Annotated in this window: 16 protein-coding genes; 9 read left to right on the plus strand and 7 right to left on the minus strand. The window is 71.3% G+C overall.

Going from position 1 to position 20,090, the window contains the following annotated elements:
* Window position 1: 1 nt before the first annotated feature.
* Window positions 2-352, minus strand: coding sequence for a hypothetical protein (locus BMY89_RS00510; RefSeq protein ID WP_232520989.1), 351 nt, complete (start codon window positions 350-352; stop codon window positions 2-4).
* A gap of 227 nt (window positions 353-579) precedes the next feature.
* Window positions 580-2,427, minus strand: a complete 1,848-nt coding sequence (ilvD, locus tag BMY89_RS00515; RefSeq protein WP_092373468.1) for a dihydroxy-acid dehydratase — start codon at window positions 2,425-2,427, stop codon at window positions 580-582.
* A 108-nt stretch (window positions 2,428-2,535) separates the two neighbouring features.
* Here ilvD and BMY89_RS00520 point away from each other — a divergent pair, with 108 nt between their 5' ends.
* From BMY89_RS00520 to serA, 5 genes are all read left to right on the plus strand, one after another.
* Window positions 2,536-4,896, plus strand: a complete 2,361-nt coding sequence (locus tag BMY89_RS00520; RefSeq protein ID WP_092373470.1) for a putative bifunctional diguanylate cyclase/phosphodiesterase — start codon at window positions 2,536-2,538, stop codon at window positions 4,894-4,896.
* A gap of 235 nt (window positions 4,897-5,131) precedes the next feature.
* Complete coding sequence (locus BMY89_RS00525; protein WP_092373472.1) at window positions 5,132-7,000, plus strand: acetolactate synthase large subunit; 1,869 nt, start codon at window positions 5,132-5,134, stop codon at window positions 6,998-7,000.
* 79 nt (window positions 7,001-7,079) lie between these two features.
* On the plus strand, window positions 7,080-7,595 hold the full coding sequence (gene ilvN / locus BMY89_RS00530) for an acetolactate synthase small subunit (RefSeq protein WP_092373474.1): 516 nt from the start codon (window positions 7,080-7,082) through the stop codon (window positions 7,593-7,595).
* 109 nt (window positions 7,596-7,704) lie between these two features.
* Window positions 7,705-8,718 (plus strand): ketol-acid reductoisomerase, encoded by a 1,014-nt coding sequence (ilvC, locus tag BMY89_RS00535; RefSeq protein WP_092373476.1) that lies wholly within the window; start codon window positions 7,705-7,707, stop codon window positions 8,716-8,718.
* 278 nt (window positions 8,719-8,996) lie between these two features.
* Complete coding sequence (serA, locus tag BMY89_RS00540; RefSeq protein WP_092373478.1) at window positions 8,997-10,595, plus strand: phosphoglycerate dehydrogenase; 1,599 nt, start codon at window positions 8,997-8,999, stop codon at window positions 10,593-10,595.
* Window positions 10,596-10,667: 72 nt separating this feature from the next.
* Here serA and BMY89_RS00545 read toward each other — a convergent pair whose 3' ends face one another.
* Window positions 10,668-11,033 carry a hypothetical protein gene (locus BMY89_RS00545; RefSeq protein ID WP_092373480.1) on the minus strand — a complete coding sequence of 122 codons (366 nt, stop codon included), beginning with the start codon at window positions 11,031-11,033 and terminating at the stop codon, window positions 10,668-10,670.
* Window positions 11,034-11,346: 313 nt separating this feature from the next.
* Window positions 11,347-12,192 carry an FAD:protein FMN transferase gene (locus BMY89_RS00550; protein WP_092373482.1) on the minus strand — a complete coding sequence of 282 codons (846 nt, stop codon included), beginning with the start codon at window positions 12,190-12,192 and terminating at the stop codon, window positions 11,347-11,349.
* A gap of 216 nt (window positions 12,193-12,408) precedes the next feature.
* Here BMY89_RS00550 and BMY89_RS00555 point away from each other — a divergent pair, with 216 nt between their 5' ends.
* Both BMY89_RS00555 and BMY89_RS00560 read left to right on the plus strand, forming a co-directional pair.
* Window positions 12,409-13,440, plus strand: a complete 1,032-nt coding sequence (locus tag BMY89_RS00555; protein WP_092373484.1) for a 3-isopropylmalate dehydrogenase — start codon at window positions 12,409-12,411, stop codon at window positions 13,438-13,440.
* A gap of 215 nt (window positions 13,441-13,655) precedes the next feature.
* Complete coding sequence (locus BMY89_RS00560) at window positions 13,656-14,753, plus strand: branched-chain amino acid aminotransferase (protein ID WP_092373486.1); 1,098 nt, start codon at window positions 13,656-13,658, stop codon at window positions 14,751-14,753.
* 92 nt (window positions 14,754-14,845) lie between these two features.
* Here the strand turns inward: BMY89_RS00560 and BMY89_RS00565 are convergent, their stop codons facing one another.
* Together BMY89_RS00565 and BMY89_RS00570 are read right to left on the minus strand one after the other, a co-directional pair.
* Window positions 14,846-15,586, minus strand: coding sequence for a tyrosine-protein phosphatase (locus tag BMY89_RS00565; RefSeq protein ID WP_092373488.1), 741 nt, complete (start codon window positions 15,584-15,586; stop codon window positions 14,846-14,848).
* 75 nt (window positions 15,587-15,661) lie between these two features.
* The gene (locus BMY89_RS00570) at window positions 15,662-16,123 is read right to left on the minus strand and encodes a PRC-barrel domain-containing protein (RefSeq protein ID WP_092373490.1); all 462 of its coding nucleotides are present in this window, start codon (window positions 16,121-16,123) and stop codon (window positions 15,662-15,664) included.
* A 315-nt stretch (window positions 16,124-16,438) separates the two neighbouring features.
* On the opposite strand from BMY89_RS00570, the gene cimA reads away from it, so the two are divergent.
* The gene (cimA, locus tag BMY89_RS00575) at window positions 16,439-18,031 is read left to right on the plus strand and encodes a citramalate synthase (protein ID WP_092373492.1); all 1,593 of its coding nucleotides are present in this window, start codon (window positions 16,439-16,441) and stop codon (window positions 18,029-18,031) included.
* A 21-nt stretch (window positions 18,032-18,052) separates the two neighbouring features.
* Here the strand turns inward: cimA and BMY89_RS00580 are convergent, their stop codons facing one another.
* Window positions 18,053-19,027: an endonuclease/exonuclease/phosphatase family protein gene (locus BMY89_RS00580; protein ID WP_092375260.1), complete on the minus strand. Its 975-nt coding sequence runs from the start codon at window positions 19,025-19,027 to the stop codon at window positions 18,053-18,055.
* A 461-nt stretch (window positions 19,028-19,488) separates the two neighbouring features.
* Between BMY89_RS00580 and BMY89_RS00585 the strand changes: the two genes are divergently transcribed.
* Window positions 19,489-19,983 carry a hypothetical protein gene (locus tag BMY89_RS00585; protein ID WP_092373494.1) on the plus strand — a complete coding sequence of 165 codons (495 nt, stop codon included), beginning with the start codon at window positions 19,489-19,491 and terminating at the stop codon, window positions 19,981-19,983.
* Window positions 19,984-20,090: the final 107 nt, after the last annotated feature.

Consider the following 20,090-nt stretch of genomic DNA (forward strand, 5'->3'; position numbering starts at 1 on the left):
ATCATCGATCGACCAGCGCCACGTTACCGGGGCCGGCATGGCGGCCGGGTGAACCCTGGTCGACAGGTTCCCTGCTCGTCGTCGGTGCGTCGCCCCGCGTTGGCAGAAAGACGTGCATCGACATGATGAGCTGTTCGGCGGCTTCGGCGTTGATCTCCGGGCCGCCGTCAGCGAGCCCGGCGGGCAGTTCACCGACGAACGCGATGACCTCTGGACGGCCGGCGGTCTCGCCGAAGCGGCGATCGACGGCGAGGAAGAAGACCGCCGCGAGGAAGCGCGGGAGCCCGTCCCAACCTTCGGCGTCAAGTCGGGCCTCGACCGCGTCGTTTGCGGCATGGTCGCCACGAACCATCGTGCGGGCGGTCGATGGTGGCGTCGTCGGACGGACACTATCGGAGGTGAGTGCGACTCGTAGGCCGCTGACTACAGGTAGTCAGCGGCCGTCCGCTCCACAGTCCAAGAGGTGATCAGCGCTCCTGAACGCCAGGACGGCGGGATGGGGGTATCACCAAGCAGAGGACCCCGCCACTTCGGCGGAACGGAATCGATCAACCCTTCCGAAGGTGGTCCCTCACCGGATCACTCCGGGACACGGCGGTAGGCGCCGTCGCTGGCCGAGGTGGCCATCGAGGCGTACGCGCGCAGTGCGGCGGAGACCGGACGCTGCCGGTCGACCGGGGTGTAGGGGCGGTCCCGCTTCTCCTGCGCGACCCGGCGGGCGTCCAGCACGTCGGCCGGCACGTTCAGCTCGATGGAGCGCGCCGGAATGTCGATGACGATCTCGTCGCCGGGCTCGACCAGCGCGATCAGCCCACCGGAGGCGGCCTCGGGGGAGACGTGCCCGATGGACAGCCCGGAGGTGCCGCCGGAGAACCGGCCGTCGGTGAGCAGCGCGCAGGCCCGGCCCAGCCCTCGGCCCTTGAGGAACGAGGTGGGGTAGAGCATCTCCTGCATGCCCGGGCCGCCCTTCGGGCCCTCGTAGCGGATCACCACCACGTCCCCGGCGACGATCTCCTTGGCCAGGATGGCGGTCACGGCGTCGTCCTGCGACTCGTAGACCTTCGCCGGGCCGCGGAAGGTCAGGCACTCCTCGGGTACTCCGGCGGTCTTCACCACGCAGCCGTCCGGCGCGAGGTTGCCGTGCAGGATGGCCAGCCCACCGTCGGCGGTGTACGCGTGCTCGCCGTCCCGGATGCAGCCACCGGCCGCGTCGGTGTCCAGCGACGACCAGCGGTTGGTGGTGGAGAACGGCTCGACGGTACGCACCCCGCCCGGCGCGGCGTGGAACAACTCGATCGCCTCGGCGGTGGCCGAGCCGCCGCGCACGTCCCAGTCGGCCAGCCAGCGCTCCAGCGAGGGGGAGTGCACCGCGCGCACGTCCCGGTGCAGCAGGCCGGCGCGGTCCAGTTCGCCGAGGATGGCCGGGATGCCGCCGGCCCGGTGCACGTCCTCCATGTGGTACTGCGGGGAGTTCGGGGCGACCTTGGCCAGGCACGGCACCCGGCGGGAGATGGCGTCGATGTCGGCGACCGTGAAGTCCAGCTCGGCCTCGCGGGCGGCGGCCAGCAGGTGCAGGATCGTGTTCGTCGACCCGCCCATCGCCACATCCAGGGCGACGGCGTTCTCGAACGCGGCCCGGGACGCCAACGCCCGCGGCAGCACCGAGGCGTCGTCGCCGTCGTACCACCGCTTGGCGATCTCCACGACGGTGCTGCCGGCCTCGACGAAGAGCGACCGCCGCGCGGCGTGGGTGGCCAGCGTCGAACCGTTGCCCGGCAGCGCCAGCCCGATCGCCTCGGTGAGGCAGTTCATCGAGTTCGCGGTGAACATGCCCGAGCAGGAGCCGCAGGTGGGGCAGGCGGACCGCTCGATCGCGCCGAGCTGGTCGTCGGTGACCGCCTCGTTCGAGGAAGCGATCATCGCGTCGATCAGGTCGATCTTGCTGTGCACGATCCCCTCGATCGCCACCGTCTTGCCGGCCTCCATCGGCCCACCGGAGACGAACACGGTCGGGATGTTCAGTCGCAGCGCGGCCAGCAGCATCCCCGGCGTGATCTTGTCGCAGTTGGAGATGCAGACCAGGGCGTCCGCGCAGTGCGCGTTGACCATGTACTCCACCGCGTCGGCGATCAGCTCCCGGCTGGGCAGGGAGTAGAGCATGCCGCCGTGGCCCATGGCGATGCCGTCGTCGACCGCGATCGTGTTGAACTCCCGGCCCACCCCGCCGGCGGCGGCCACCGCGTCGGCGACCAGGCCACCCATGTCCTTGAGATGTACGTGGCCCGGCACGAACTGGGTGAAACTGTTCGCGATGGCGACGATCGGCTTGCCGAAATCGTCGTCGGTCATCCCGGTGGCCCGCCAGAGGGCCCGGGCGCCGGCCATCGTCCGACCGTGCGTGGAGGTCTTCGACCGCAGCTCAGGCATGCCTCCAGTCTGGCACCGTCGACCGGGCAGCGGACAGGCGCACGCACCGTGTCCCAACAGATGCACACCAGATCCCCACGTCGGGCATCGATCCGGCAGAGTTGAGGGGTGCACACACCCCCGGCCATGATCGGCGTTGCGGTGCTGAGCGCGCTGATCGCCCTCACGGCCGGCGTGCTGCTGGCCGCCGCCGTCCGCCGCCGGACCGCAGCCCACCGCCAGGCGTACGCGGTGCTGGCCGTGGCCGGTGCCGTCGCGCTGGTGACCATGCTGGCCGGGGTGGCCGTCGCGGTGAGCGCGAACGCGCACTGGGCACACGAGCAGCAGCAGCGCACCGGGTGGGCCACCCTGATCTCGCTCGGTACGGCGACCAGCGGCCTGCTCTTCTGCTTCGGTCTGCTCCGCCTGCCCGGGGTGACCGGCTCGGTGCCCTCGGCCGCGCGGCTCGCCCTCGACGGGGTGATCGTGGGCACGGCGCTCTGGTTCGTCGGCTGGGTGCTGGTCTCCGAGCCGACCCGGCTGCTCGGGGACGCGACCCCGACGGCCTGCCCGTCGATCCTGCTCGCCTCGGTCAGCGCGGCGTTGAGCGCCGGCCTCTCCGCCATCCTGGTCCTTCGCGCTCCCGCGCCCCGACGTTGTCTCGCCGTGCTGGGCTTCGGGATCACCGCCTCGTCGTTCGGCGGGCTGGGTGTCGCGGCGGGGCTCTGCCAGGCCGGGCCGGGCCTGGTGATGGCCGGCGCGGCGGTGCTCGCCGTGGGGCTGCTGGTAGCCGCGGTGGCGGCCTACCGGATCGACCCGCCGGGCCAGCTCGCCATCGACGTGATCCGGCGTGACGGCGAGTACGCCTTCGTGCCGATGGTCGCGCTGGTCGCCTCGGCGATGTATCACCTCCTGCAGGACGGCCGCTTCGACGGGCTGGCCATCGCCGCCGGCAGCGTCGAAGGGTTCGCCCTGGTGGCCCGGCAGTACCTCACCCTGCACGACGTCCGGGCGTACGCCCGGCGGTTGTCCGAGCGGGAGTCGCACTTCCGCCAGCTCGCGCACACCGACGCGCTCACCGGCCTGGCCAACCGGCGTGGGCTGCTACAGGCGCTGCATCAGTGCGCCGAGGCCCGGGTGCCCTGTGTCCTGCTCGGCCTGGACCTCGACGGCTTCAAGAACGTCAACGACATGCGCGGCCACGACGTGGGTGACGCGGTGCTGGCCGAGGTGGGCCAGCGGTTGCGGGGCAACCTGCGCCCCGGCGACCTCGCCGCCCGTCTCGGCGGCGACGAGTTCGCGGTGCTCATGCACGGTGGTCCGGCCGAGGCCGGGGTGGTCGCCGAGCGGCTGCTGCGAGTGCTCGGCGGCTCCTACGGGCAGCCCGAAGCACCGGTTTTCCTCTCGGTCAGCATCGGTCTCGCCGGCTGGGCGGACGAACCGGATGTCGAGCTGTTGCAGCGCCACGCGGATCTCGCGCTGCGCTACGCCAAGCAGCGCGGCAAGAACCGGATCGAGCGGTACGACGGCGCGTACGACCAGTTGCTGCGCCGGCGCACCACGCTGGAGCACGAACTGCGCGGCGCGATCGAGCGCGACGAACTGCGGCTGGTCTTCCAGCCGGTGGCCTCGCTGCCGTCGGTGCGCCCGGTCGGCGCGGAGGCCCTGCTGCGCTGGCGCCATCCCGAGCTGGGCAACGTCCGCCCGGACGAGTTCATCCCCCTCGCCGAGGAGTGCGGGATGATCGCCAAACTCGGTGCCTGGGTGCTGCACCAGGCCTGCTACCAGCTGTCCCGTTGGCTGGCCGAGGGGCACGACGTCTGGGTCTCGGTGAACGTGTCCCCGCGTGAGCTGCACGCCCCCGAGTACGTGGTGCAGGTCGCCGAGGCGCTGCGCGCTCACCACGTCCCGCCGCAGCGACTGGTGCTGGAGGTCACCGAGCACGCCGTCGCCACCGACCTCGACGAGCTGATCCGCCGGCTGACCGCGCTGCGGCTGACCGGTGTGCGGATCGCGCTGGACGATTTCGGCGCCGGCTACTCCTCGCTGGGGCAACTCCGTCGCCTTCCGATCGACATCCTCAAGATCGACCATGGTCTGGTGGCGGAGCACGAGCCGGTCCGGCCGGTCGGGCGCGACGGCCCGGCCTTCGCCCCGATGGTCGACATCGTCATGCGGCTGGGCCACCAGTTCGGCCTGGAGGTCATCGCCGAGGGGGTCACCACACCGACCGAGTTGGCCGCGGTGGTGGCCGCGGGCTGCCGGTTCGGGCAGGGCGCGTTGTTCGGGTGGGGCGTACCGGCCGAGCACCTGGAGGCGATGCTGGACGCGGCGACGTCTCCCGGTGCCCGCCCGGCCCGTCCCGCACCCTCGGACGCCACGCCGGTCCGTCCCCTCCGGCCGCCCGCCCCGCGCCTGGGCGAGGGCCTCTCCGGGCACGTCAGCCCGGGTACGGCGGGTCTGCCGGTAGGCGACACACCACGTCCGTGAACCAAAATGTGGGATCAGTTGACTCATCGCGTGAGATGCGTCAGGCTGAGCCCATGTCGTCGTACCGGTCGCTGCGAGTACTTACCTGAGCGCACTCTCCCTGACTGAGAGTGCGCTGGCCCCGTGCATCTGGCACGAGGGCCTTTTTCTTGCCGTCGAACCCATCGGACGCCGGCCCCGGCCCGCGTTCCACAGTGTGAGTAGCCCCACCCACTCCAGCCGAAGGCCAACCGCCATGACGAGACCCACGCCCGAGACACTCGCCAACACCGCCCGGCGGGCCCGCACCGCCGCCGAGTCCGCCAGCGACGTCGACCACGCCGCCGCCACGTCGGCTGTCGGAGCGGTACGCCCCGCGCAGGCCCAGGTCTCCGGTGCCGGCTCGCTGGTGCGCTCCCTGGAGGCGCTCGGCGTCGACGTCGTCTTCGGCATCCCGGGTGGCGCCATCCTGCCGGCGTACGACCCGCTCTACGACTCGACCGTCCGGCACATCCTGGTCCGACACGAGCAGGGTGCCGGCCACGCCGCCACCGGCTACGCCCAGGCCACCGGAAGGGTCGGGGTGTGCATCGCCACCTCCGGTCCGGGGGCGACGAACCTGGTCACCCCGATCGCCGACGCGTACATGGACTCGGTGCCGCTGGTGGCCATCACCGGCCAGGTGGCCCGCCCGTCGATCGGGACGGACGCCTTCCAGGAGGCGGACATCCAGGGCATCACGCTGCCGATCACCAAGCACAACTTCCTCGTGCAGGAGGCCAGCGAGATCCCCCGGGTGCTGGCCGAGGCGTTCCACCTGGCGTCGACCGGACGGCCCGGCCCGGTCCTGGTGGACATCCCCAAGGACGTCCTCCAGGCACCGACCACCTTCGCCTGGCCGCCCACCCTGGACCTGCCCGGTTACCGGCCCACCCTGCACCCGCACGGCAAGCAGATCCGGGAGGCGGCGCGGCTGATGAGCAACGCCCGCCGGCCGGTGCTCTACGTCGGCGGCGGCGTGCTCAAGGCCGGGGCCACCGAGGGGCTGCGCCGGTTGGCCGAGCTGACCGGCATCCCGGTGGTCACCACGCTGATGGCGTTGGGGGCGTTCCCCGACTCGCACCGGCAGCACCTGGGCATGCCCGGCATGCACGGCACGGTCGCCGCGGTGTACGGGCTGCAGAAGGCCGACCTGATCGTGGCGCTCGGCGCCCGCTTCGACGACCGGGTTACCGGCAAGCTGGACTCCTTCGCCCCGGACGCCACGGTGGTGCACGCCGACATCGATCCGGCCGAGATCGGCAAGAACCGGCACGCGGACGTGCCGATCGTCGGCGACGCCCGGCACGTCATCGACGAGCTGTTGGCGGCGGTCACCGTCGAGCGGGCCGCGGGGCGCACCACCGACCTCGTGGACTGGTGGGCGCAGCTGGACGACCTGCGCGAGCGCTACCCGCTGGGCTACGAGGAGCCGTCCGACGGCACGCTCTCCCCGCAGTACGTGATCAAGCGGCTGGGGGAGATCGCCGGACCGGACGCGATCTACGTGGCCGGCGTGGGCCAGCACCAGATGTGGGCCTCCCAGTTCATCTCGTACGAGAAGCCGCAGACCTGGCTGAACTCCGGCGGCCTGGGCACCATGGGCTACGCGGTGCCGGCGGCGATGGGCGCCAAGGTGGGTCGGCCCGACACGGTGGTCTGGGCCGTCGACGGCGACGGCTGTTTCCAGATGACCAACCAGGAGCTGGCCACCTGCGCGCTGGAGGGCATCCCGGTCAAGATCGCTGTGATCAACAACGGCAATCTCGGCATGGTCCGGCAGTGGCAGACGCTGTTCTACAACGAGCGCTACTCCAACACGGAGCTGGGCACCCACAAGCACCGCATCCCGGACTTCGTCAAGCTCGCCGAGGCGCTCGGCTGCGTGGGGCTGCGCTGCGAGACGGCTGAGGACGTGGACCGGACCATCGAGGCGGCGATGTCCATCAACGACGCACCGGTGGTCATCGACTTCGTGGTCGGCAAGGACGCGATGGTCTGGCCGATGGTCGCCGCCGGCACCAGCAACGACGAGATCATGTTCGCCCGCGGCGTCCGCCCGGCCTTCGACGAGGACGATATCTAATGAGTGAGCAACGCGAACGAATCATCAGGCTCAGCCCAGCGCCGTGTGATGGCGCGACCGAGCGCAGCGAGGTCGTGGCATGACCATGCACACGCTCTCCGTGTTGGTGGAGAACAAGCCGGGCGTGCTGGCCCGGGTCTCCGGGCTCTTCTCCCGGCGCGGTTTCAACATCGACAGCCTCGCCGTCGGCGAGACCGAGAACCCGGACGTCTCGCGGATCACCATCGTGGTCAACGCGGAGTCCTCCCCGCTGGAGCAGGTCACCAAGCAGCTCAACAAGCTGGTGAACGTGCTGAAGATCGTCGAGCTGGACCCGTCGATCTCGGTGGCCCGCGAGCTGCTCCTGGTCAAGGTGCGTGCGGATCGCACCGCCCGTGCCCAGGTGCTGGAGACGGTCAACCTGTTCCGGGCCCGGGTGGTCGACGTGGCCGCCGACACCCTCACCATCGAGGCGACCGGCACCCCCGACAAGCTCGACGCGCTGCTGCGCGACCTTGAGCCCTTCGGCATCAAGGAAATGGTCCAGTCGGGCCTGGTGGCGATCGGGCGCGGCTCACGCGCCATCACCGCCGGCCCGGCCCTGCGGGCCGCCTGATCCGACTGTGGGCCGGCCCGGCGGGCCGCCCTGATGCCCTGATGCCCTGATCACCAGAGCCACCACGAGCCACCACGGGCCGCCACGGCGGCCGTACGAAAGGGAAGTCATGAGCGTTGAGGTGTACTACGACGACGACGCCGACCTGGGCCTGATCCAGGCGAAGAAGGTCGCCGTGATCGGGTACGGCAGCCAGGGTCACGCCCACGCGCTGTCGCTGCGCGACTCCGGTGTCGACGTCGTGATCGGCCTGCCCGAGGGCTCGAAGAGCCGGGCCAAGGCCGAGGAGCAGGGCCTGCGGGTGCTCACCCCGGCCGAGGCGTCCGCCGAGGCTGACGTGATCATGGTGCTGGCGCCGGACACCGCCCAGCGCAAGATCTACGCGGAGTCGATCGCGCCGAACCTCAGCGCGGGCAAGGCGCTGTTCTTCGGGCACGGCTTCAACATCCGCTACGGGCTGATCAAGCCGCCGGCCGAGGTCGATGTGGCGATGGTCGCTCCGAAGGGCCCCGGTCACCTGGTCCGCCGGCAGTACACCGACGGCAAGGGCGTGCCCTGCCTGGTCGCGGTCGAGCAGGACGCCACCGGCGACGCCTTCGCGCTCGCCCTGTCGTACGCGAAGGGGATCGGCGGGACCCGGGCCGGCGCGATCCGGACCACCTTCACCGAGGAGACCGAGACCGACCTCTTCGGCGAGCAGGCGGTGCTCTGCGGTGGCGCTGCGGCGCTGGTGCAGACCGGCTTCGAGGTGCTCACCGAGGCCGGCTACGCGCCGGAGGTGGCCTACTTCGAGTGCCTGCACGAGCTGAAGCTCATCGTGGACCTGATGTACGAGGGCGGCATCGCCCGGATGCGCTACAGCGTCTCCGACACCGCCGAGTACGGCGATCTCTCCCGGGGCCCGAGGGTGATCGACAGCCGGGTCAAGGAGGAGATGCGCAAGATCCTCGGGGAGATCCAGTCCGGCGAGTTCGCCCGCGAGTGGGTGGCCGAGGACGAGGCCGGGCGGCCGAACTACAACAAGTGGCGGGCCGAGGGCGCGGCGCACCCGATCGAGGAGACCGGGCGCAAGCTGCGCGGCATGATGAGCTGGGTGGATCGCCCGATCACCGAGACCGCCTGAGACGTATTCGCACCACCGGCACCCGGGCCGGCGTTCTCCCCGACGCCGAGCCCGGGTGCCGTCTGTGATCTCCAGCCGACTAACGATCGTTAACCCGCACGTCACGTCCGGTTTGTGAGGGCACTCACCCCGCAGTCCGGGGCACACCGGGCGGCGTGCGCCCTACGATCGCGGATAGGTGCGTAGCCGGCACCTGACGGCCATGGCCCGGACCGTGCCGGGCGCAGTGCAGCGTCCCAGCCCCCGGTCGACCGCTCTGACGACATCTACGAGGACCAATGACTCCTGTCGTACTGATCGCCGAAGAACTCGCTCCCGCCGCCATCGAGGTGCTCGCCCACGACTTCGACGTCCGGCACGTGGACGGCACCGACCGTCCGGCCCTGCTCTCGGCGCTCTCCGAGGCCCACGCCGTCATCGTCCGCAGCGCCACCCAGATCGACGCCGAGGCGATCGCCGCCGCACCCCGGCTCAAGGTCGTGGCCCGGGCCGGCGTCGGTCTGGACAACGTCGAGGTGCCGGCTGCCACCGCGCGGGGCGTCATGGTCGTCAACGCGCCCACCTCCAACATCGTCTCCGCCGCCGAGCAGGCCGTCGCGCTGCTGCTCGCGGTCGCCCGTAACACCGCCAGCGCCAGCGCGGCGCTCAAGGCGGGGGAGTGGAAGCGCTCGAAGTACACCGGCGTGGAGATCCAGGGCAAGACCGTCGGGGTCGTCGGCCTCGGCCGTATCGGTGTCCTCTTCGCGTCCCGGATCGCCGCCTTCGGCACCCGGCTGATCGCGTACGACCCGTACATCCAGCCGGCCCGGGCGGCGCAGCTCGGCGTACGCCTGGTCGGTCTGGAGGAGCTGCTGCGGGAGAGCGACTTCATCTCGATCCACCTGCCGAAGACCCCGGAGACCCTCGGGCTGATCGGCGAGAAGGAACTGTCGATCGTCAAGCCGGGCGTGCGGATCGTCAACGCCGCCCGGGGCGGGCTGATCGACGAGCAGGCCCTGGCCGACGCGCTGGCCGAGGGCCGGGTCGGTGGGGCCGGGGTGGACGTGTACGCCAAGGAGCCGTGCACCTCCTCGCCGCTGTTCGCCTTCGACAACGTGGTGGCCACCCCGCACCTGGGCGCCTCCACCGGCGAAGCGCAGGACAAGGCCGGCCTGGCGGTGGCCAAGAGCGTGAAGCTGGCGCTGCAGGGCGAGTTCGTGCCGGACGCGGTCAACGTGCAGGCCGGCGGAGTGGTCGCCGAGGATGTCCGGCCGCTGCTGCCGCTGGCTGAGAAGCTCGGTCGCGCCTTCACCGCGGTCGCCGGGGGGGTCGCCGCCAGCGTCACCGTCGAGGTACGCGGTGAGATCGTCGGCCACGACGTCTCGGTGCTCAAGCTCGCCGCCACCAAGGGCCTGTTCAGCTCGGTGGTCGAGGAGCAGGTGACCTACGTCAACGCGCCGCACCTGGCCGCCCAGCGCGGCGTGGAGGTGTCGCTGACCACCCAGACCGAGACCGTCGACCACCCGGTTCTGGTCACCGTGCGCGGCGCGCTGCCCGACGGCCGTACCGTCAGCGTCTCCGGCACGGTCGCCCAGGCCGGTACCCGGGACGTCATCAAGCTGACCGAGGTCGACGGCTTCGACGTGGAGATCGGTGCCGAGGGCATCCTGCTCTTCCTGCGCTACGTGGACCGCCCGGGCGTGGTCGGCACGGTCGGCACCCTGCTCGGTCAGGCCGGCGTCAACATCGCGGCGATGCAGGTGGCCCGCCGGGAGGCCGGCGGTGAGACGCTGATGACCCTCACCGTCGACCAGGCGCTCGGCGCCGACCTGCTCACCTCGGCCGCCGACTCGATCGGCGCGACCTCGGCCAGCGCCGCGGACCTGCGCGACGAGTAGCCCACGCACGAGTCGTCGGGGCCCGGCCGGTGGCCGGGCCCCTCGTCGTTCTGACGCACCGGCGCGGGTGCGTCAGCGGGAGCCGGGCATCCGGGCCGCCGGCGGCGGGTAGACCGAGCCGTCCTGTGCGTCGAAGAGAATCAGACGGCACTCCCCGGCCAGCCGCTCGATGTCGAGGAGCACCTGGTCGGGGCAGGCCGGGTCCAGGTTCAGCTCGATGTGGTCGGCCGCCTTGTGCAGCTGCGCGACCGCCCAGGGAGTGTTCGGACCGGCCGGCCGTTCCGGGTAGCTGGCGGTGATCGCCCGGTAGAAGGACACACACCGTGGGTCCGGTTGCCGCTCGATGTGCCGGCCGTTGCGGCACTGCTGCACCGCCGCTCGCACGTCCTCGGGCGTCGCCCCGTCCGCCAGGGCCCACACGCTCAGATCGAAACTCACGGCGGACAGCGTGCCATCTGCGCTTCACCTTGTCGAAAACGCCCCTGCCGCAGGCCAGTCGTCGAGTCGGAAGGACCGCTCAGATCCTCCCCTGTGGAGCTCTTGCCGCGAAACGCGTCAATTCGATAGCGTACCGATGCGGTCACCTGCCGAGCTTGTGCGCCGACCCGTCTTCGGGTGGCGAGGTTGGCGTCCGGCCGACCGGCCCGCACCCCTCGATTGCGCGAGCCACGCGCACTCGTCGTCGACCGGCCTCCACGGCCGTTGCCGCGGCCGTGGAGGCCGATCGCTGCGTCGGCGGCGGCTCGCTGCGTCAACGGCGGGCGGCGAAGAGCACCCGGTAGTCCGACCCGGCGCGGAACCACGCCAGTCCGACCGGTCCTGCCGCGTACAGCGCGGTGGCGTAGGCGTCGGCCACCGCGAGGTCGGGACCGACCACCGTCGCGGCGACCAACTGGCCGGCCGGTTCACCGGTGTGCGGATCCACCACGTGCCCCTGGCGTCCGGTGACTCCGGAGGTGCCGACCGCGCCCGCCGTCATCTCCAGCACCAGGGGCGCCCGGTGCCGATCGGTCGGGTGGTGCATCGCGACCCGCCACGGGCCGCCGTGCCCGGCGTGGCCGCGTACCACCAGGTCAGCGCCGCTGAGCACGGCGTAGTCGTGGATGCCGGCGGTGCGCAACCGGGTTGCCGCCCGCTCCACCGCCCACCCGCCGAGCAGACCACCCGGGTCGAAGCCGCCCGGCACCGCCCAGGCGTCGAACCAGCCGTCCGTCGCCGCGCGCATCGCGGTGCACCGGTCCACCAGATCCGCGAGCGGCGGGTACGACTCGGGGCTGATCTCGTCCCGGCGCAGTCGGGACACCAGGCTGTCCGGGCGGTTCGGGCCGTAGGTGAGGTCGATCGCGCGCAGCTCGGCCACCGCGTCACGCAGCGCCTCACCGACTCCCCGCCGGCCCAGCCACTCGGGGGCGTTCAGCAGCAGGGTGTACGCCGCCGTCGAGGTGCGTACGGTGTGCCGGACGGCGATCCGGTCCCCGGCGACCACGCCGGCCCGGTCGAGTCGCTGCTCGCGAACACCCAGTCGCAGGTCTGGTCGGCGGAAACGGAAGCTTGCCGGATCCACCCAGCTGGTTCGTGGCTGCTCGTCGGTCCACATCGCATCCGTCCCCCTCCTCGACGCCCGCCGCGCCGTCGCGGCGGTCGCCCGGACCGGTGGCCCGTCACGCTCACGCTATGCAGCGGAGATGACTGCCCCATGAATGCACCCTGGGAAGCTGCTGTGCGTCCTCGCGTCCCGGAAAGTGGAACATTCGTACCGGGGGGCGGGACGGCGGCGTACCGTCGAGCCACACGAGCGAAGGAGCTGACGGACGTGGCACGGATCGCGGTGGTGGCCGGAGACGGGATCGGACCCGAGGTGGTCGCGGAGGCCCGGAAGGTCATCGACGCGGTACTGCCCGGCGTCGAGGCGACGGAGTACGACCTCGGTGCGGCACGCTATCACCGGACCGGTGAGGTGCTGCCCGACTCGGTGCTCGGCGAGTTGGCCGGGCACGACGCGATCCTGCTCGGCGCGGTCGGCGATCCGACCGTCCCGCCCGGTGTGCTGGAGCGGGGCCTGCTGTTGAAGCTTCGCTTCGCCTTCGACCAGTACGTCAACCTGCGCCCGTCCCGGCTCTGGCCGGGGGTGGCCAGCCCGCTGGCGGCGGTCAAGCCGGGCGAGGTCGACCTGGTGGTCGTCCGGGAGGGCACCGAGGGGCTCTACGCGGGTGCCGGTGGCACGCTGCACCGGGGCACCCCGGCCGAGGTCGCCACCGAGGAGAGCCTGAACACCCGGCACGGCGTCGAGCGGGTGGTCCGGGACGCCTTCGCCCGCGCCTCCCGCCGCGAACGGCGCAAGGTGACCCTGGTGCACAAGACCAACGTGCTCACCCACGCCGGTTCGCTGTGGGCCCGCACCTTCGAGGCGGTGGCCGCCGAACACCCCGACGTGACCACCGAGTACCAGCACGTCGACGCCGCCGCGATGTTCCTGGTCACCCAGCCGCAGCGGTACGACGTCGTGGTCACCGACAACCTCTTCGGCGACATCCTCACCGACATCGCGGCGGCGGTCACCGGAGGAATCGGCCTCGCCGCCAGTGGCAGCATCAACCCCGACGGGACGTACCCGTCGATGTTCGAGCCGGTACACGGCTCCGCACCGGACATCGCCGGACGTGGCGTGGCCGACCCGGTCGCCGCCGTGCTCTCGGCGGCCCTGCTGCTCGACCAGCTCGGGCACGCCGACGCCGCCGCCCGGATCACCGTCGCGGTCAGTGCCGAGCTGGCCGGACGCGGCCCGGACGTAGCCCTGCGTACCGCCGAGGTGGGTGACCGGATCGCGGCCCAGGTAGCCGCCTGATCGCCCGCGCCTTTCCCGAGTTTGCGGCCGACGTCTGCCGGGCCTCCCGGCGAACGGTGGCGACAACATCGACCGGCGGCGGCGGCGCGGTACGGTGCCACCTGTGCTTTGGTGGACCTATCCGCTGAACGACCGTTCGGGGTAGGTTTTCTGGCACAAACATGTTTCCGGCGTGCGGTCGGCGCATGCCGTAGTCCCCCAGGGAGGTCAGCGCGATGAGCGGTGGTGACAAGATCGACTTCGAGATCCGTCCGAACCCCGCGCCGGTATCCGCCACCGACCGGGCTGCGCTGCTGGCCAACCCCGGGTTCGGCCGGGTCTTCACCGACCACATGGTCACCATCCGCTACGCCGAGGGCAAGGGCTGGTACGACGCCCGTGTCGAGGCGCGCGGGCCCATCCCGATGGATCCCGCCAGTGCGGTGCTGCACTACGCGCAGGAGATCTTCGAGGGGATGAAGGCGTACCGCACGGCAGGCGGCGGGGTGACGATGTTCCGCCCGTACGCCAACGCGGCCCGGTTCAACACCTCGGCCGCCCGGATGGCCATGCCGTCGCTGCCCGAGGAGACCTTCGTCGACTCGCTGCACCGGCTGATCGAGATCGACCGGGAGTGGATCCCCGACGGTGCGGACGGCAGCCTCTACCTGCGACCGTTCATGTTTGCCAGCGAGGTCTTCCTCGGTGTCCGTCCGGCCAACGAGTACCTCTACTCGGTGATCGCGTCGCCGGTCGGCGCCTACTTCTCCGGTGGGGTCAAGCCGGTGACGGTCTGGGTCTCACCCGACTACACCCGGGCGGCGCCCGGCGGCACCGGTGCGGCCAAGTGTGGCGGCAACTATGCCGCCTCGTTGGCCGCCCAGGCCGAAGCCTTCGAGCACGGCTGTGAGCAGGTGGTCTTCCTGGACGCCGTCGAGCGCCGGTACGTCGACGAGTTGGGCGGCATGAACGTCTTCTTCGTCTACGACGACGGTTCGATCGCCACGCCGCCGCTGACCGGCACGATCCTGCCCGGTATCACCCGGGAGTCGGTGCTCACGCTGGCGTCGGCGGCCGGTCACCGGGTCGAGGAGCGGCCGGTGGCCTTCGACGAGTGGCAGGCGGACGCCGCCAGCGGCCGGCTGCGTGAGGTCTTCGCCTGCGGCACCGCGGCGGTGATCACCCCGATCGGGCGGGTTCGCTTCCCCGACGGGGAGTTCGCCGTCGCCGGCGGTGAGCCCGGCACGGTGACGATGGCGCTGCGCCAGCGGCTGGTGGATCTCCAGCGCGGCAAGGCCGCCGACCCACACAACTGGGTCCACCACGTGCTCTGAGATGTAAGGAGGGGGCCCTTCTTAACGCCTGCGGTAGAGGAGGGGCCCCTTCTTAACGCCTCGCGACGCGGCAAGACGGCCGCGACGCGGCGCTAGGCGAGCAGGTTGGTACGCAGGGCGGCGAGCTGGTCGCCGGTGACCCCGGCCTGGCGCAGGTAGTCGTCCACGGAGCCGTGGCCCTCGCGGATCTCGGCCAGGAACAGCAGCATCGCCTCGGCCGGCGAGGAGAGGAACGGTGTCGGCAGCGGCGCCGAGTCGGGGAAGGTCGCGGCGACCCAGGCACTGAACCGCTGCGACGCCTCGGTGCTCAGCGAGTAGTCCGCCGCGATCTCGGCGTCGTCCACACCTAGGACGGCGAGGGTCAGGCCGCAGACGATGCCGGTGCGGTCCTTGCCCGCCACGCAGTGCACCACCACCGGCGCGTTGGCACCCTCGGCGATCAGGCCGATCGCCTCGGCGAGCCCGGCGGTGCCGGTGCGGGCCAGGTCGGCGTACCGGTCGGCCAGGTAGCGGGCCAGGTCGCCGCCGGGCTGGTACGGCTGCTCCTCCCACTCCGCGTGGTCGGGGTGGATGTGCCGGTAGGTGAGCCCGTCGAAGTCGGGCACCCGGCCGTCGCGCTCGACCTCGTGCGGGCGGCGCAGGTCGATGACGGTTCGCACGCCGAGCGCCGCGAAGGCGTCCCGGTCGGCGTCGCCGATGCGGTGCAGCGAGTCGGAGCGGTAGAGCCGGCCGGTGCGTACGGTGCGGCCGTCCTGGCCGTGGTAGCCGCCCACGTCCCGGAAGTTGAAGGCGGCGGTGAACGGGATTCTGCGGTTGACCTCGATGGAGTCCACCCCTGACACGGTAAACGGCCGGTGGGGCGCTGCCCACCGGCCGTTGTGCCGCGGTCCGTGCCGCGACGGCGACCGTTACCGGAGCCCGCCGCCGGGCGGGGTCGCGGAGTACGTGTCGTCGTAGTAGCCGCCGAGCTTGTCCCGGTACGCCGGGTCGGTGGCCGTCTCGTCGTACTCCGGCGCCGCCTTGATCTGGTCCTTGTTGCGGTCGACGTAGACCTTCTGCTCCTCGTGGTCGACGTGGTTGACGGTCCCGGCCGGGAGCATGACCTTCTTGCCGAAGATCCACGGCCCGGTGTCGACAACCAGGTAGCTGGCGTTGACCTCGGAGCTGTCACTGTCGATCTTGCCGATCGAGCCGTCGCTGGCCTCGACCTTGTAGCCGACCAGGTTGGCACCGGCGACCCCGGCGTCGTCCCGGTAGCTCCAGGCGTCGAAGGCGCCGGCGGGGGTGCCGCCGGCGACGACGCTCTGGTCGACGGCGCGCAGCTGCGGGTCCGGCGTGGCGTTCGTGGTGTTCGGGTCGAGCCTGTCCATGGGATGTCTCCTGCCCCGGCCGTGGTGGGCCGTCTCGGAGGAACGTGTTTCGTTGTCCCGAAAACTCCTACCCCCAGCGAAGCGCCCTACACACAACCCAGGGAAGCCGTAACCACGCGGACCCCACGGCCGTCCCGGAATGTGGATTCTGCCTCCCAATACCTGCCGGAGGGTGGCAGAGTACCGAGCGTGACCAGCACCGCCCGCATTATTGGCAACTAGCGCGCCGGCTTTCCCTCCGCCGAGCGCGCAGACCTCCCGCATCCGCGGGGGGTCTTTTTGTTGCGCTGGCCGGTGCCTGACGAAGGGATCACCATGACGTTCCAGGTCTACGACACGACCCTGCGCGACGGCGCCCAGCGCGAGGGGCTCAGCTACTCGGTGGTCGACAAGCTCGCCGTGGCGCGGCTGCTCGACGAGTTCGGCGTCGGTTTCATCGAGGGCGGGTGGCCGGGCGCGGTGCCCAAGGACACCGAGTTCTTCCGCCGGGCGCGTACCGAACTCGATCTCAAGCACGCGGTGCTGGTCGCCTTCGGCGCCACCCGCCGGGCCGGCGCGGTCGCCGCCGACGACCCGCAGGTGCGCGGCCTGCTCGACGCGCAGACCCCGGCGATCGCCCTGGTGGCCAAGGCCGACCTGCGCCACGTCGAGCGGGCGTTGCGGACCACCGCCAAGGAGAACCTGGCGATGATCCACGACACGGTGACCCACCTGGTGGCCGAGGGACGGCGGGTCTTCGTCGACGGCGAGCACACCTTCGACGGCTACCGCCACGACCCGGGGTACACCGCGTCGGTGGTGGAGACCGCGCTGGCGGCCGGTGCCGAACGGTTCGTCCTCTGCGACACCAACGGTGGCATGCTGCCGTCCCAGGTGACCCGGGCGATCGTGGACCTTACCGACCGGATCGGCGTCGCGCCCGAGCTGCTCGGTATGCACGCCCAGAACGACACCGCCTGCGCGGTGGCCAACACCATCGCCGCCGTCGAGGCCGGCGTCCGGCACGTGCAGGGCACCGCCAACGGGTACGGCGAGCGGCCCGGCAACGCCGACCTCTTCGCCATCGTGGCGAACCTCCAGCTCAAGCTCGGGCTGCCGGTCCTACCGGAGGGCTGCCTGGAGCAGATGGTGCGGGTCTCCCACGCCATCGCCGAGATCGCCAACATCGCCCCCGACACCCACCAGGCGTACGCCGGGGCCGCCGCCTTCGCCCACAAGGCGGGGCTGCACGCGAGTGCGATCAAGGTGGATCCGCTGCTCTACAACCACATCGAACCCGAGGTGGTGGGCAACGACATGCGGATCCTGGTCACCGAGATGGCCGGCCGGGCCAGCATCGAGCTGAAGAGTCGTGAGCTCGGGCTGGACCTGGCCGGCCATCCGGAGACGCTGTCCCGGGTCACCAACCGGGTCAAGGAGCTGGAGGCCGGCGGCTGGTCGTTCGAGGCGGCGGACGCCTCGTTCGAGCTGCTGGTTCGCGGTGAGTTGCCGGACGCCGCGCCGGTGCGGCCGTTCGCGCTGGAGTCGTACCGGGTGCTGGTCGAGCACCGCGAGGACGGTGCGGTGGTCTCCGAGGCCACCGTCAAGATCCGGGTACGCGGCGAACGGCTGATCGCCACCGCGGAGGGCAACGGGCCGGTCAACGCGCTGGACGAGGCGCTGCGGGTCGGCCTCGGCCGGCACTATCCGGAGCTGCGCGACTTCGAGCTGGCCGACTACAAGGTGCGGATCCTGGAGGGCAGCCACGGCACCGGCGCGGTGACCCGGGTGCTGGTCGAGACGGCCGACGGCCGGGGTGGTGGCTGGACCACGGTCGGCGTGCACCCCAACGTGGTGGAGGCGAGCTGGCACGCGCTGGTCGACGCGCTCACCTTCGGCCTCGATCGGGGACTTCGACACCGGGTCTAACCGGGGACTTCGACACCGGGTCTAGGAAAGGGCCGGTAGCCGCAGTTCGGCGAGGACCATGCGGTGGTCGCTGCCGGGTAGCGGGTGCACGGCCACGGCGCGTACCGCGACGCGGCGGTCGACCAGCACGTGGTCGATCACCACGGGCGGGATCGGATCACCGTCGTACGGCCCCCAGGTGCCGGTGAGCCCGGCGCCGACCGAGGCGGCGGCGTCGGTGTAGCCGGTGTCGATCAGGGCACGCAGCGGGCCGTGGTCGAGGGTGGCGTTGAAATCGCCGGCGAGGATGCTCAGCCCTCCGTCGGGCGTGGCGCCCGGTTGGGCCGCCAGGTCGGCGCGCCACCACTTGACCTGGTCCACCGCGTACGGGGCTGCCGGGTGCGCCGATTCGACGCGGACCGAGGGCGCACCCGGCACCGCCACGGTCGCGTACGCCTGGGTGAAGCTCCAGCCGCCGCGTAGCTGCCGGATGCCGCCGTCGCTGATCGGGTGACGGGAGTAGAGCCCGGAGCCGGGGGTGCCGACGACCGGATTGAGCTGCCGGTACGGCATCAGCCCGGCGAGCCCGAGCCGATCCAGCTCGGCCTCGGCGGCGGGGGTGAACTCCTGCACCACCAGCACGTCGACCTGCTCGGTGCGGACCAGATCGACCACTACCCGTGGGTCGGCGGCACCGGCGAGCAGGTTGGCGGTGAGCACCCGTACCGCCGGGCCGGCGGCGGGTGGCTGCGGTGCGGGCAGTGCGCGGGGAGCCACCACCGCGAGCAGGGCCACCGTGGTCACCGCCGCGACGATCGCCGGCCGGTGGCGTCGCAGGGCGAGCGCGAGCAGCAGCGGTGCCAGGCTGCCCAGCGCCGCGTACGGAGTGAACGCCAGCGCCTGCACCAGGGGTCCCCGGTCCAGGCCCGTCAGTCGGGCCACCGCCCACCCGGCGCCCGGTGCGACGGCGAGCCAGCAGAGCGCCGTGCGTACCGGCAGCTGGAGGGACCGGCGAATGCCTGACTGGTGCCCGCCGACAGGTCCGGCGTCATCGGTGGTGATCTCCACGAGAGCAGGTTAGTGCGCCGGCCTGCCGGGGTGCCGGTCAGCGGTGGTGCGGCCGGTGTCGTCGGCTCACGGTTCGGGTGGATAATTGTCGAACGCCTTTCGTGAACAATTCTTCGGGTTCACTTATCCCATATTTCGTGGCGTTGATCCGACAGGTCCTCAAAAGGGTGATCGACTATTGACCTGTGGCGTTTTTCGGTGCTACGTTCCAGCTGGTCGGGTGGCCGCCACCGGAGGCAGTATTACCAGCTCAAGGTGCAGGTTGGTCGCTGGGTGCAGCCGACTTCGGGTGTGCTCCAAAGTGAAATGAGTCGACAGTTCGTGCGCATTTTTTCCGACCACGTAAAGCAATTCCCGTCCCGCGTGTCGCGGGTCGGCCGTACCCCCACGGTCACCAAGGGAGACCTGTCATGAGCAGATTTTTCCGACGTAAGGCGGCTGCGGTGGCAATCGCAGCTCTGGCACTGGCGCTGGCCGGCGGCGGGATCGCCGCCGCGAAGCCCACGGTCGACGCCGCCCAGCCCACCGCCCGCACCGCGCAGCAGCCGGCGGTCACCACGGCATCGTTGAACAGCGCGAAGGCTGCCCTCGCCAAGGGCGACTCGATCGGCACCCAGGCCGTCGGCTTCTACGCCACGGTGGTCAACGCCAACGGCACCAAGGCCCGCGGTGCCGGGGTCGTCATCAAGTACGGCGTAGGGCAGTACGAGGTGCAGTTCGGCAGCAACGTCACGACCGGCGTCTACGTGGCGACGATCGGCGACGCGGGCTCGTGCTGCGTCCCGCCGGCCGGCGAGGTCTCGGTGGCCCCGCGCCTGCTCACCCCCAACGGGGTCTTCATCCAGACCCGCAACTCCGCGGGTGTCGCCGCCGACCGGCCCTTCCACCTCCTCGTGCACCGCTGATCCATCCACTGCTGATCCGTCCACTGCCGACGGCCCCCGTCACCGACGGGGGCCGTCGCCGTCGCTTTAGGTCCCGGACTGCCGCCCTGCGCCCGTTCGCGCACTAA

This window comes from Micromonospora phaseoli, from assembly GCF_900109115.1.
GTDB classification, from domain to species: domain Bacteria; phylum Actinomycetota; class Actinomycetes; order Mycobacteriales; family Micromonosporaceae; genus Micromonospora; species Micromonospora phaseoli.

Excerpts from the sequence above, each read along its gene's own strand:
- BMY89_RS00560 (WP_092373486.1), top strand. The coding sequence starts at position 13,656 with ATGAGCGGTGGTGACAAGATCGACTTCGAGATCCGTCCGAACCCCGCG.
- BMY89_RS00570 (WP_092373490.1), bottom strand. The coding sequence starts at position 16,123 with ATGGACAGGCTCGACCCGAACACCACGAACGCCACGCCGGACCCGCAG.
- cimA (WP_092373492.1), top strand. The coding sequence starts at position 16,439 with ATGACGTTCCAGGTCTACGACACGACCCTGCGCGACGGCGCCCAGCGC.
- BMY89_RS00585 (WP_092373494.1), top strand. The coding sequence starts at position 19,489 with ATGAGCAGATTTTTCCGACGTAAGGCGGCTGCGGTGGCAATCGCAGCT.
- BMY89_RS00525 (WP_092373472.1), top strand. The coding sequence starts at position 5,132 with ATGACGAGACCCACGCCCGAGACACTCGCCAACACCGCCCGGCGGGCC.
- BMY89_RS00510 (WP_232520989.1), bottom strand. The coding sequence starts at position 352 with ATGGTTCGTGGCGACCATGCCGCAAACGACGCGGTCGAGGCCCGACTT.
- ilvC (WP_092373476.1), top strand. The coding sequence starts at position 7,705 with ATGAGCGTTGAGGTGTACTACGACGACGACGCCGACCTGGGCCTGATC.
- ilvD (WP_092373468.1), bottom strand. The coding sequence starts at position 2,427 with ATGCCTGAGCTGCGGTCGAAGACCTCCACGCACGGTCGGACGATGGCC.
- BMY89_RS00550 (WP_092373482.1), bottom strand. The coding sequence starts at position 12,192 with ATGTGGACCGACGAGCAGCCACGAACCAGCTGGGTGGATCCGGCAAGC.
- serA (WP_092373478.1), top strand. The coding sequence starts at position 8,997 with ATGACTCCTGTCGTACTGATCGCCGAAGAACTCGCTCCCGCCGCCATC.
- ilvN (WP_092373474.1), top strand. The coding sequence starts at position 7,080 with ATGACCATGCACACGCTCTCCGTGTTGGTGGAGAACAAGCCGGGCGTG.